Source organism: Microbacterium sp. ZW CA_36 (assembly GCF_044987475.1).
Lineage (GTDB): Bacteria > Actinomycetota > Actinomycetes > Actinomycetales > Microbacteriaceae > Microbacterium.
Genome location: NZ_JBJDRL010000026.1, coordinates 49874 through 61750, shown reverse-complemented (window position 1 = coordinate 61750; position 11877 = coordinate 49874). Strand labels below are relative to the sequence as shown.

Annotated in this window: 10 protein-coding genes; 8 read left to right on the top strand and 2 right to left on the bottom strand. The window is 71.3% G+C overall.

Annotated features, from left to right (window positions below):
* Both ACI3KX_RS12705 and holA read left to right on the top strand, forming a co-directional pair.
* A partial coding sequence (locus ACI3KX_RS12705) for a ComEC/Rec2 family competence protein (RefSeq protein ID WP_404909943.1) occupies nucleotides 1–1689 on the top strand: 1689 nt, incomplete at its 5' end.
* Between the two features lie 88 nt (nucleotides 1690–1777).
* Nucleotides 1778–2815, top strand: coding sequence for a DNA polymerase III subunit delta (holA, locus tag ACI3KX_RS12700; RefSeq protein ID WP_404909942.1), 1038 nt, complete (start codon nucleotides 1778–1780; stop codon nucleotides 2813–2815).
* A gap of 110 nt (nucleotides 2816–2925) precedes the next feature.
* Here holA and rpsT read toward each other — a convergent pair whose 3' ends face one another.
* On the bottom strand, nucleotides 2926–3186 hold the full coding sequence (gene rpsT / locus ACI3KX_RS12695; RefSeq protein ID WP_163617239.1) for a 30S ribosomal protein S20: 261 nt from the start codon (nucleotides 3184–3186) through the stop codon (nucleotides 2926–2928).
* A gap of 216 nt (nucleotides 3187–3402) precedes the next feature.
* Between rpsT and ACI3KX_RS12690 the strand changes: the two genes are divergently transcribed.
* Together ACI3KX_RS12690 and ACI3KX_RS12685 are read left to right on the top strand one after the other, a co-directional pair.
* Nucleotides 3403–4779 (top strand): GH1 family beta-glucosidase, encoded by a 1377-nt coding sequence (locus ACI3KX_RS12690; protein ID WP_404909941.1) that lies wholly within the window; start codon nucleotides 3403–3405, stop codon nucleotides 4777–4779.
* Nucleotides 4776–6026 (top strand): MFS transporter, encoded by a 1251-nt coding sequence (locus tag ACI3KX_RS12685; protein WP_404909940.1) that lies wholly within the window; start codon nucleotides 4776–4778, stop codon nucleotides 6024–6026. Before ACI3KX_RS12690 ends, ACI3KX_RS12685 begins: the two co-directional genes overlap by 4 nt.
* Here the strand turns inward: ACI3KX_RS12685 and ACI3KX_RS12680 are convergent.
* Entirely contained in the window at nucleotides 6015–6740 is a 726-nt protein-coding gene (locus ACI3KX_RS12680) for an alpha/beta fold hydrolase (protein ID WP_404909939.1), read from the bottom strand. The genes ACI3KX_RS12685 and ACI3KX_RS12680 overlap by 12 nt on opposite strands.
* A gap of 39 nt (nucleotides 6741–6779) precedes the next feature.
* Between ACI3KX_RS12680 and ACI3KX_RS12675 the strand changes: the two genes are divergently transcribed.
* The 4 genes from ACI3KX_RS12675 to hemW all read left to right on the top strand — a co-directional run bounded on the left by ACI3KX_RS12675 (nucleotide 6780) and on the right by hemW (nucleotide 11764).
* On the top strand, nucleotides 6780–7922 hold the full coding sequence (locus ACI3KX_RS12675; RefSeq protein ID WP_363357312.1) for an aminotransferase class I/II-fold pyridoxal phosphate-dependent enzyme: 1143 nt from the start codon (nucleotides 6780–6782) through the stop codon (nucleotides 7920–7922).
* 105 nt (nucleotides 7923–8027) lie between these two features.
* Nucleotides 8028–9878: a translation elongation factor 4 gene (gene lepA, locus ACI3KX_RS12670; protein WP_363357313.1), complete on the top strand. Its 1851-nt coding sequence runs from the start codon at nucleotides 8028–8030 to the stop codon at nucleotides 9876–9878.
* 10 nt (nucleotides 9879–9888) lie between these two features.
* Entirely contained in the window at nucleotides 9889–10539 is a 651-nt protein-coding gene (locus ACI3KX_RS12665) for a DUF1990 family protein (protein WP_363357314.1), read from the top strand.
* Nucleotides 10540–10546: 7 nt separating this feature from the next.
* Nucleotides 10547–11764: a radical SAM family heme chaperone HemW gene (gene hemW / locus ACI3KX_RS12660; RefSeq protein ID WP_363357315.1), complete on the top strand. Its 1218-nt coding sequence runs from the start codon at nucleotides 10547–10549 to the stop codon at nucleotides 11762–11764.
* Nucleotides 11765–11877: the final 113 nt, after the last annotated feature.

Genomic DNA, 11877 nt, shown 5'->3' with positions numbered 1-11877 from the left:
GGCGCCGGCCTCGTGCCGGGTCTGGCGGTTGGCGACACCTCGATCGTGTCGCCGGCGCTCGACGCGGCGATGAAGGCGGCGTCGCTGTCGCACCTCACGGCCGTGTCGGGCGCGAACTGCGCGCTCGTCGTCGGCATGGCCTTCGCCCTGGCCGCGGCATGCGGTGCTTCCCGGGGTCTGCGCGTCGCGAGCGGTCTCGCGGTGCTCGTGGGCTTCGTGATGCTCGTCACGCCGGAGCCCAGCGTGATCCGCGCCGCCGCCATGGCCGCCATCGCGATGCTCGCGGTGCTGCTCGGCCGTGCCGGGGTCGGCATCGCGCTCCTTTCCACGGCCGTGACGGTGCTGCTGGTCATCGATCCGTGGCTCGCGGCCTCGCTCGGCTTCGCGCTCTCGGCCGCCGCAACGGCCGCCTTGCTGCTGTGCGCGCGGCCGCTCGCTGCAGGCCTCGCTCGCGCCGTTCCCCGCCCCCTCGCGCTGGCGGTGGCCGTGCCGCTCGCCGCCCAGCTCGCGTGCGGACCCCTGCTGATCCTCATCGAGCCGACTGTTCCCGTATACGGTGTGCTCGCGAACCTCCTGGCAGGTCCCGCGGCGCCGGTGGCGACGGTGCTCGGCCTCGCCGCATGCCTTGCCGCACCACTCCCGTGGCTGCAGTCCGGTCTGGCGGCTCTCGCGTGGGTGCCGGCATCCTGGATCGCCGCGACCGCGACCACGACCGCCGGCCTGCCCGGCGACGCGCTGCCGTGGCTCGAAGGGTGGCCGGGAGCGGCGGCCCTGGCGATCCTCGGGCTCGCGATCGGGCTCGTCATCGCACGGGGACGCGGCGGGTCGCGCGCAGAGCGGCTGGCTCGGGCCGGATCCGTCTGCCTCGTGGCCGTGGTCACCGGCGCGGCGCTGGGCGCAGGCGCGCTCAGCTCGATCGCCGGCCGGTGGACGCTGCCCCGCGACTGGGCGGTGCTCGCCTGCGACGTCGGCCAGGGCGACGCGGTGCTGCTCCGCTCGGCCGGCGCCGTCGCGCTCATCGACACGGGGCCCGATCCCGAGCCACTCGCCGCCTGTCTCTCCCGCGCCGGGATCGAGCGCATCGACCTGCTCGTGCTCACCCACTACGACCTGGACCACATCGGCGGACTCGCCGCCGTGCGCGGCCGGGTCGGCACCGTCCTCCACGGTCCCGGCGACGCCGAGGGCAGGGCCCAGATCACCGCGCTGACGGCGCAGGGAGCGCGGGCGACCGAGGCATCCGCGGGCCTCACCGGCTCGCTCGGCGCGGCCCGGTGGCGTGTGCTCTGGCCGAAGCCCGGCAGCCGGGCGTTCCCGGAGGGCAACGACGCCAGCGTCGTCGTCGACGTGCGCGGCGGCGGCATCCCGCCCACGCTGGCGCTCGGCGACCTGTCCGCGTCGCCGCAGCGCGTGCTCACGGCATCCGGTGCGCTCGCCCCGCCGTACGCGATCGTCAAGGTCGCCCATCACGGCAGTGGAGACCAGGATGCCGCGTTGTACGTCGCCGCCCAGCCCGCCGTGGCGCTCGTCACGGTCGGGACCGACAACGACTACGACCACCCGAGAGAAGAGACGCTCGCGATCCTCGACGCTGTGGGCGCGCGCATCGCACGCACCGACCAGGACGGCGCGATCGCGCTCTGGTCGTCGGAAGGAGCCGTCGCGATCTGGCGCGAGCGCGGCGGCTGAGCGCCGGTGTTCCCGGCGACGCTCACGGCCGCCGCCGCAGCAGCTGCCGCCGACGACCGCCGTCGGTGGTCGTCGGTAGGCTGGGGGAATGGCTTCCCCCGCTCGCCGAGCACCCGCGAAGGCGGCACGCAGCGCCATTCCCCAGCTGTCCTGGCGGGCGCCACAGCCCGCGCCGATCGTGCTGGTGTCCGGTCCCGAAGAGGTCTGCGCCGAGCGCGCGATCGCGGGGGTGCGGGAATACCTGCGCGCCGAGGATCCGACGCTCGAGGTCTCCGACATCCGCGCCGACGACTACGCCGCGGGAACCCTTCTGGGCGTCACGTCGCCGTCGCTGTTCGGCGAGCCGCGGCTCGTGCGCGTGAGCGGCGTGGAGAAGTGCTCCGACACCTTCCTGGCCGAAGCCGTCTCCTACCTCTCGGCGCCACAGGACGGCGCCACCGTGGTGCTGCGTCACACCGGTGCGAGCGTCCGCGGCAAGAAGCTGCTCGACGCGATCCGCGCCGGGCAGGGGTCCGGTGTGGAGATCGCGTGTCCTGCCGTCAAGCGCGATTCCGACCGCTTCGACTTCGCCGCAGGGGAGTTCCAGGCCGCCAAGAAGCGCATCGCCCCCACCGCCCTGCGCGCTCTCGTCTCGGCGTTCGCCGACGACCTCACCGAGCTCGCCGCGGCGTGCCAGCAGCTGATCGCCGACGTTCCCGGCGACATCACCGACCAGATCGTCGAACGCTACTACGGCGGTCGCGTCGAGACGTCGGCGTTCACGGTCGCCGACACGGCGATCGCCGGCCGCTACGGCGAGGCGCTCATCGCACTCCGCCACGCGCTCGCCTCGGGTGCCGACCCCGTCCCACTGGTCGCAGCGGTCGCGATGAAGCTGCGGACCATGGCGCGGGTAGCGGGCAACCGCGAGCCCTCGGCGGCCCTCGCCGCCCGGCTGGGCATGAAGGACTGGCAGGTCGATCGCGCCCGCCGCGATCTGATGGGGTGGAACGAAGAGAGCCTGGGTCGCGCGATCCAGGCGACGGCGAGGGCGGATGCCGAGGTCAAGGGCGGCTCTCGTGATGCGGTCTTCGCTATCGAGCGCATGATCACGGTCATCGCGACCCGCGCGCCGTACGGCGCTTGAACGCGGGTACGCGAAAGGCCCGCCCCTGACGGGACGGGCCTTCTCGACCGATGCTCAGCAGGCGATCCCGCGCCGGCGGCGACCTCACGGTCGCAGAGCGTGTCGAAGGCTCAGAGCGCGGAGACCTGCTTGGCGATGGCCGACTTGCGGTTCGCCGCCTGGTTCTTGTGGATGACGCCCTTGCTGACGGCCTTGTCGAGCTTCTTGGACGCCGTGCCCAGCGCCTTCTCGGCGGCGGCCTTGTCGCCCGCAGCGATCGCCTCGCGGGTGCGACGGACGTGCGTCTTCAGCTCGCTCTTGACGGCCTTGTTGCGCTCGCGCGCCTTCTCGTTGGTCTTGTTGCGCTTGATCTGCGACTTGATGTTCGCCACGTGTCGACGTTCTTTCGTTCGAAGGGAATCGGATAGATGTGCCGGTCAGCGAGAGAGGGGCGCTTCGCGACGGTCGTGAGGGCGAACCCACACGCAAGCCAAACAAGGATTCTATCAGGTCGGTCGGCATCCCATTGACGCCCGCCTGCGTGCATGCGGCAGCGGCGCGATGATGCATGATCTAGGCGTGGGTGCGTGCACCCGAGGCGTGCGTCCATGACGAAGGAGTCCACCGTGCCGCAGCATCCGTCCGTCGACCTCGCACCGTTCCCGCCGGGCTTCCGGTGGTCCGCGGCGACCGCCGCGTTCCAGGTGGAGGGCTCGCGTGCCGCCGACGGACGCGGACGGTCGATCTGGGACGACTTCGTCGACGCTCCCGGCGCCGTCCGGGACGCCGCGACGGCGGACCCCGGCCCCGACAGCTACCGGCGGCACCGCGAAGACGTCGCGCTGCTCGCCGGACTCGGGGTCGACCGCTACCGCTTCTCGATCTCATGGGTGCGGGTGCAACCCGAAGCGGGCGGCCCCGTCCTGCAGGCGGGACTCGACTACTACCGCCGGCTCGCCGACGATCTTCTCGACGCCGGCGTCACGCCGTTCGCGACGCTGTACCACTGGGACTTGCCGAGCACACTCGAGGCGCAGGGCGGATGGCTGTCGCGCGACACTGCGCAGCGCTTCGGCGAGTACGCCGGGATCGTCGCCGAGGCTCTCGGCGACCGCATCCGTCACTGGTACACGCTCAACGAACCCGTCTCCACGTCGCTGCAGGGCTATGCCGTCGGCACACTGGCGCCAGGGCGTCAGCTGCTGTTCGGCTCGCTGCCCACCGTGCACCATCAGCTTCTCGCCCACGGTCTGGCCGAGCGCGCGCTGCGGGCCGCGGGTGCGGAGGAGGTCGGCATCGTCAACAACCACACGCTGGTGCTTCCCGCGAGCGGGACGGATGCCGACCTCACCGCCGCCGCGGTGTACGACGTCCTCCACAACCGCGTCTTCGCCGAGCCCGTTCTCACCGGGGCGTACCCGGACCTGGAGGCGTTCGGCATCCCGCCGATGCCGGTGGAAGACGGCGATCTCGAGGTCATCTCCGCGCCCGGGGACTTCTACGGCATCAACTTCTACAATCCGACGACGATCGCGGCCGCGGCGCCGGGCAGCCCCGTCCCCTTCGAGATCGTGCCCACACCGGGCGCACCCGTCACCGGGTTCGGACCGGAGTGGCCCGTCGTGCCCGCCTCGCTCACAGAGCTTCTGCTCGACTTCCGCGACCGCTATGGCGATCGCCTTCCTCCCCTCGTGATCGGTGAGAACGGCGCCTCGTTCCCCGAGCCCGCCCACGTCGACGGCCCCATCGACGATGCCGAGCGCATCGCGTATCTGGCAGGCCACATCGACGCCGTCGGCGCCGCCGTGCGCGCGGGCGTCGACGTCCGCGAGTACACGGTGTGGTCACTGCTGGACAACTTCGAGTGGGCCGACGGGTGGTCGCAGCGATTCGGGCTGGTGCACGTCGACTTCGACACGGCCGAGCGCACACCGAAGACCTCGTTCGACTGGTACCGGGCGCTCATCGCCGAGGCGCGCTCGTGAGCACGCGGCAGCGCGGCAAGGTCGGCGCAAGCTGGTTCACGCTCTTCACCCTGGCGTGGCTCGCGCTGTGGACGGTGCAGCTGACCCCGCTGCAGCTGCTCATACCGCTGCAGCTCGACACTCCCGACGACGCCGCGGGCTGGGTGTCCGGGGTGGTCTCGTCGGGACTCGTCCTCGCGATCGGCGGCGTCGCGGGCGTCATCGCCGCCCCGCTCGCAGGTGGCCTGTCCGACCGTACGCGCGGACGATGGGGGCGCCGGCGGCCCTGGGCACTCGGCGGCGTCTGGCTCGGCACGGCCTCGCTCACGGCCATTGCCTTCGCGTCAGGCCCCTGGGGCGTGGGACTCGCGTGGGTCGGCGTCTCGGTGGGCGTCGCCGTCGCCTCGGCGGCCTTCACCGCACTGATCGCCGACCAGCTGACGACTCAGCGAGGCGCGGCATCCGCGGCCGTCTCGTCCTCGCAGGCGCTCGGGATCGTGGTCGGCGTGGGTGTCATCGTGCTCCTGGAGCTCGGGGTCGTCGTCGGCTACCTCGCTCTGGCCGGCTTCCTCGCCGTCGTCGGCACCGTCGCGGCCCTGCTCCTTCCCGATCCGCCCGCGCGTGCGGAGGTGGCCGTGGCGCGGGAGGTCAGGACGCTGCGCGAGCGCCTCGCCGCGCTGCGCGATCGCGACTTCGCCTGGCTGCTCGCAGGACGTCTGACGGTGAACATCGGCAATGCGCTCGGAACAGGGCTGCTGCTGTTCTTCCTGCTCTACGGGCTGCACCGGGATGCCGCGACCGCCGAAGACGAGCTGCTGCTGCTGATCCTCGTGTACACGCTGTTCGTCGTCGTGTCGTCGATCGTGTCGGGCTGGATCTCCGACCGCACCGGACGCCGTCTCCCGTTCGTGGTGTGGCCGGCCGTGATCCAGGGGCTCGCGTCGATCATCCTCGTCGTGGCGCCGTCGCTCACCTCGGCGATGATCGCCGCGGCGCTCCTCGGCGTCGGCTACGGGGCGTACATGTCGGTGAGTCTGGCGCTGGGCACCGACCTGCTGCCGTACGCGGAGGACCACGCCCGTGACCTGGGTTTCGTCAACGTCTCGGCGAGCCTGGGGCAGCTCATCGGCCCGCTTCTCGGCGCCGGGCTGGTGGCGCTCGTCGGCGGCTTCTGGCTGCTCTTCCTGGTGGGCGGCATCCTGTCGATCATCGGCGGGTTCATGACATACGTGATCCGTGCACGCGATCGCACGACGTCAGCCGTCTGACGACTCCAGGGTCGTCAGAGCCACCTCGAGGAGCGCGTCGAACACGCGCGGGCGCATCACGGTGACGTGGTGGGTGGTGCGGGGGACGACGACGAGTTCGGCGTGCTGCGCGATGCGCATGAACAGCTTCTCGTTCACGCGGAGCTGGTCGTACTGCCCGTTGACGAACCACAGCGGCACGTCGATGCGGTGGAGGGCGGCGAGCAGATCCAGAACCGAGAGGCTGCGCAGCGCGATGTCCTGCGCGTCCAGGGCATAGCCACCGGCGCCGAAGTCGGCGCGGGTCTCATCGGGAAGAATGCGATCGAGCATGCGATTCGTCAGCCACATCCCGCGATCGGGCAGCGAGTCGATTCCGCGCGCGAGCACGCGATAGGCGGCGAGTCCCACACCGCGCGGTATTGCGGTGCAGGATGCCGCGACGAAGCCCGCGACGGGCGGCGGATCCTCCGCACCCGCGTACTCGATGCACAGCAGCCCTCCCATCGAGTGCCCCACGAGGAGGACCGGTCCGCGCTCGGCGGCTGCGCGCACCGCCTCGTCGATCGTCGTCATGGCCGATTCGAGGGTGAAGTCCTCGGCCATGCGCGATCCGTGGCCGGGCAGGTCGACGGCCGTGACCGGCGTGCCGCGCGCGGTCAGGTAGTCGACCTGGGCGCGCCACATGGTGGCGGACGTCCGGATGCCGTGGACGAGCACGACCTGCACCACCATGACGACAGGCTAGCCGGGGGCGCCGCCTAGCATGGCGGCATGCCCGAGATCGCCCCGCACATCGCGCACATGCCCGGCTCGGGAGTGCGCCACATCCTCGAGCGTGCGCTGCGACGGCCCGGCACGATCATCCTCGCGGTCGGCGAGCCGGGCGAGGTCGCAGCCGGCCGGATCCGGGATGCCGCGGCGGACGCCTGGCGGGCCGGCGCCATCCGCTACACGCCCAATGGCGGTATCCCTGCCCTGCGAGAGGCGATCCGCGGCAAGCTCGCGCGTGAGAACGGCCTCGATGTCGACACGGAGCAGATCTGGGTCACCGTCGGCGCCACGCAGGCGCTGCACCTCGCGATGGCACTCGCGCTGTCGCACGGCGAAGAGGTGCTGGTGCCGGATCCCGGCTACACCACGTTCACGATGAACGCCCACCTGCTGCAGGCCGTGCCCGTGCCCTACCCGCTGCGTCCGGAGCGCGACTTCCAGCCGGATCTCGCGGAGCTCGAGTCGCTCGTCACGCCGCGCACGCGTGCGCTCATCGTGAACACGCCCTCCAACCCGCTGGGCTCGACCTTCGATCGTCCGACGCTGGAGGCGCTCATCTCGCTGGCGGAGCGGCACGATCTGTGGCTCCTCAGCGACGAGGTGTACGAGCGGTTCACATGGGGGGCCCCGCACGTGAGTCCGGCGACGCTGGATCGCGACGGTCGGGTGCTCTCGGTCTTCTCGATGTCGAAGACGTACGCGATGACGGGCGCCCGCGTCGGCTGGCTCGTCACCCCTCCCGGTTGGCGGCAGACGATGCTGCGCGTGCAGGAGTCCGTCGTCAGCTGCGTCGACGAGCCGGCGCAGCGGGCCGCGGCCGAGGCGCTCACCGGCGACCAGGGCGCCGTGTCGCAGAGCGCTGCGCACTACCGCGACAATCTCGCCGCCGCGACGGCGCTGCTGTCGGCGCGGGGACTGCGCCACCTCGCACCCACCGGCGCGTTCTACCTGTGGATCGACGTCTCGCACGTCTCGCAGGGCGATGTCATGGCGTGGTGCGAGCGATTCCTCGACGAACAGGGCGTCGCCGTCGCGCCCGGGAGCGCGTTCGGCGCATCGGGGGAGGGCTGGATCCGCGTCTGCGTGGCCAGCGACCGAGGCGAACTGCTCGAGGGCCTGAGCCGATTGCCCGCACCCGCCTGACGCGCGCCGGTCGCAGTGCGCGGAGCCCGCTCGCCGGGCGCCCCGCCGTCACAGCCCGGCGACGCGCAGAGTCTCGGCATCCCGCACCCGTACAATCGTCTGGACATGTCACCCCGCGCCCTGAAGCCCCTCGAGCCCTCCGCCACGCCGCCCGAGCTGATCCGCAACTTCTGCATCATCGCCCACATCGACCACGGCAAGTCCACGTTGGCCGACCGCATGCTGCAGATCACCGGCGTCGTCTCCGACCGCGACATGCGTGCGCAGTACCTCGACCGCATGGACATCGAGCGCGAGCGCGGCATCACGATCAAGTCGCAGGCGGTGCGGATGCCGTGGGCGACCGGCGACCAGACGTTCGCGCTGAACATGATCGACACGCCCGGCCACGTCGACTTCACGTACGAGGTCTCGCGGTCGCTCGCGGCGTGCGAGGGCGCGATCCTGCTCGTCGACGCGGCGCAGGGCATCGAGGCGCAGACGCTCGCGAACCTGTACCTGGCGCTCGAGAACGACCTGCACATCATCCCCGTGCTCAACAAGATCGACCTGCCGGCGGCCGACCCCGACAAGTTCGCCGCCGAGCTCGCGAACCTCATCGGCGGCTCACCCGACGATGTGCTGCGCGTGTCGGGCAAGACCGGGATGGGCGTCGAGACTCTCCTCGACCGCATCGTCGAGCAGATCCCGGCACCCAAGGGGAACGCGGATGCCCCCGCCCGCGCCATGATCTTCGACTCCGTGTACGACTCCTACCGCGGTGTGGTGACCTACGTCCGCATGGTCGACGGCAAGCTGGAGCCGCGCGAGCGCATCCAGATGATGTCGACGAAGGCCACGCACGACCTCCTCGAGATCGGCGTGTCGAGTCCCGAACCCGTCCCGACGAGGGGGCTCGGCGTCGGCGAGGTCGGCTACCTCATCACCGGTGTGAAGGACGTCCGCCAGTCCAAGGTGGGCGACACCATCACCACCGCGCGCAAGCCCGCCGTCGACGCGCTCGCGGGCTACACCGATCCCAAGCCGATGGTCTTCTCGGGCGTCTACCCGATCGACGGCAGCGACTACGGCGACCTGCGCGAGGCCCTCGACAAGCTGAAGCTCTCTGACGCCTCACTGCAGTACGAGCCCGAGACGTCGGTCGCGCTGGGCTTCGGCTTCCGCTGCGGCTTCCTGGGGCTGCTGCACCTCGAGATCATCACCGAGCGCCTCGCGCGCGAGTTCGATCTCGACCTCATCACGACCGCACCCTCCGTCATCTACGAGGTCACCACCGACACCGGCGAGCAGGTGACGGTCACGAACCCCAGCGAGTATCCCGACGGCCGGGTCGCCACGGTGAGCGAGCCCGTCGTGAAGGCCGCCATCCTTCTGCCGAAGGACTACGTCGGCACCGTCATGGAGCTGTGTCAAGGGCGCCGCGGGCAGCTGCTGGGCATGGAGTACTTCAGCGAGGAGCGCGTCGAGCTGCGCTACAACATGCCGCTCGGCGAGATCGTGTTCGACTTCTTCGACCAGCTGAAGTCCCGGACGCAGGGCTATGCGAGCCTCGACTACGAGCCCGCGGGCAGCCAGGAGGCCGACCTGGTGAAGGTCGACATCCTGCTGCAGGGCGACAAGGTCGACGCGTTCAGCTCGATCGTCCACCGCGAGAAGGCCTACGCCTACGGCACGATGATGACCGAGCGCCTGCGCAAGCTGATCCCGCGCCAGCAGTTCGAGGTGCCCATCCAGGCGGCCATCGGCGCGCGCATCATCGCCCGCGAGAACATCCGCGCCATGCGCAAGGACGTCCTCGCCAAGTGCTACGGCGGCGACATCACGCGAAAGCGCAAGCTCCTCGAGAAGCAGAAGGAGGGGAAGAAGCGCATGAAGATGGTCGGTCGCGTCGAGGTCCCCCAGGAGGCGTTCATCGCCGCGCTCTCGGGTGACGTCGAGGGAAAGGGCGCCAAGTAGGCTGGTCTGCATGCGTCGAGGAACCTTCCGTGACGACACCGTCGACTACGCCGCCGTCGGGGCGACGCAGGCGCCGGATCTGATGCACTACCCGCCGGAGCGCAGCCTCCCGGCGGAGCAGTCGTGGCGCATCGGCAGCGGGGAAGCCAGATTCCGTGCCGCCGGCGAAGCGCTGCTGTCGTGGACCGCCCAGCGCGGCGCAGGCCTCGAGCTGAGCGACGTGCGCCCCGCATCGGGCCCGATGTACTCGGGCGTCAGCTTCGATGCCGAGGGCACGCCGGTCGCGCCCAGCCGCTCGGAGGCCGAGCAGCGCTTCGACGCGGACGGCACGCCGTACGTCAGCGCGGGCACGACCATCCGCGTCGACGGACGCGTCAAGGGCCTGCGCGCCGACGCCGAGCTCCGTGTCATCTTCGCCGTGGAGGAGCCCCGTCGCGTCGGCTTCGCGCTCGGCACGGTGAGCGACTCGGTCGTCAGCGGCGAAGAGTCGTTCATGCTCGACTGGTACGACAACGACGAGGTGTGGTTCACGGTGCGGGCGTTCGATGCGCCGCGCGCGGTCCTCTATCGCGTGCTGCCCGGGCTCACCAAGCGCCGTCGGCGCGAGCTGTTCTCGCGGTACCTGCGCGCCATCTCACCGCTCTACACGACCCCCGCGTGAGCCGCTGATGGGCTCCGCTCTTCCGCTCGGCGAGCCTGTTCCCGCGGACGGCTCGCTCCCGTCGGGCATCCGCATCGATCCCGCGACCGATTTCGGCGTGTACCTGCACGTGCCCTTCTGCCGCGTCCGCTGCGGCTACTGCGACTTCAACACGTACACGGCGTCCGAGCTGCGGGGCGCGCGCCAGGACCAGTACGCCGACACGCTCCTGACCGAGATAGCGCTGGCCGCGCCGGTGCTCGAGCGCGCGGGCGGAAACCGCCCGGCCACGACGGTGTTCTTCGGCGGCGGCACGCCGACGCTGCTGCCCCCGGGCGATCTCGCTCGCATGCTCGGCGGCGTCCGCGACACCTTCGGCATCGTCGAGGGCGCCGAGGTGACGGTCGAGGCCAACCCCGACACCGTCTCGCCGGCGGTCGCGGCCGAGCTGGCGGCATCCGGCGTCACCCGGCTCTCGATCGGCATGCAGTCCGCCGTTCCGCACGTTCTCGCGGCGCTGGATCGCACGCACGACCCCGAGAACGTCCGCACCGCCGTCGCGGCCGCCCGAGACGCCGGTCTCGACGTCAGCGTCGACCTCATCTACGGCGCTCCCGGTGAGTCGCTCGCGGACTGGCACTCGTCGCTCGAGGCCGCCATCGCGCTGGAGCCCGACCACATCTCGGCCTATGCCCTGATCATCGAGGACGGCACCAAGCTCGCGCGCCAGATCCGCCGCGGCGAGGTCGCCGCGCCCGACGACGATCTGCAGGCCGACATGTACGAGCTCGCCGACGACCTGCTCGCGGGCGCGGGGTTCGACTGGTACGAGGTGTCGAACTGGGCCCGCGACGCCGCGCACCGATCTCGGCACAATCTCGCGTACTGGGTGGGATCGGACTGGTGGGGCTTCGGACCCGGGGCCCACAGCCACATCGGGGGAGTGCGGTTCTGGAACGTGAAGCACCCCGCGGCGTACGCGCAGCGGCTGGCCGCGGGCGAGTCGCCCGCCGCCGGACGTGAGACCCCGGATGCCGATGCCCGAGCGCTCGAGAGCGTGCTGCTGCGCACACGGGTCCGGGAAGGGCTCCCGGTCGGCGAACTGCAGGGCGAGGGGCGACACGCGGTCGCCGCGCTCATCGCGGACGGCCTCATCGATGGTCCGACGGCGTTGCGCGGGCGCGTGGTGCTGACGCGACGGGGACGCCTGCTGGCGGACGCCGTCGTGCGCGCGCTGACCGAGTGACCACGCGCGGCGCCCCGCCGCGGCTTCGCCGGGCGCGGCGTCGTTCGGCGATCCTGACGGGGTCATCGGATAGAATTGGCACTCCAGTCATGCGAGTGCCAGACGCCCTGGTG

Excerpts from the sequence above, each read along its gene's own strand:
- hemW (WP_363357315.1), top strand. The coding sequence starts at position 10,547 with ATGGGCTCCGCTCTTCCGCTCGGCGAGCCTGTTCCCGCGGACGGCTCG.
- ACI3KX_RS12680 (WP_404909939.1), bottom strand. The coding sequence starts at position 6,740 with ATGGTGGTGCAGGTCGTGCTCGTCCACGGCATCCGGACGTCCGCCACC.
- lepA (WP_363357313.1), top strand. The coding sequence starts at position 8,028 with ATGTCACCCCGCGCCCTGAAGCCCCTCGAGCCCTCCGCCACGCCGCCC.
- ACI3KX_RS12690 (WP_404909941.1), top strand. The coding sequence starts at position 3,403 with ATGACGAAGGAGTCCACCGTGCCGCAGCATCCGTCCGTCGACCTCGCA.
- ACI3KX_RS12675 (WP_363357312.1), top strand. The coding sequence starts at position 6,780 with ATGCCCGAGATCGCCCCGCACATCGCGCACATGCCCGGCTCGGGAGTG.
- holA (WP_404909942.1), top strand. The coding sequence starts at position 1,778 with ATGGCTTCCCCCGCTCGCCGAGCACCCGCGAAGGCGGCACGCAGCGCC.
- ACI3KX_RS12665 (WP_363357314.1), top strand. The coding sequence starts at position 9,889 with ATGCGTCGAGGAACCTTCCGTGACGACACCGTCGACTACGCCGCCGTC.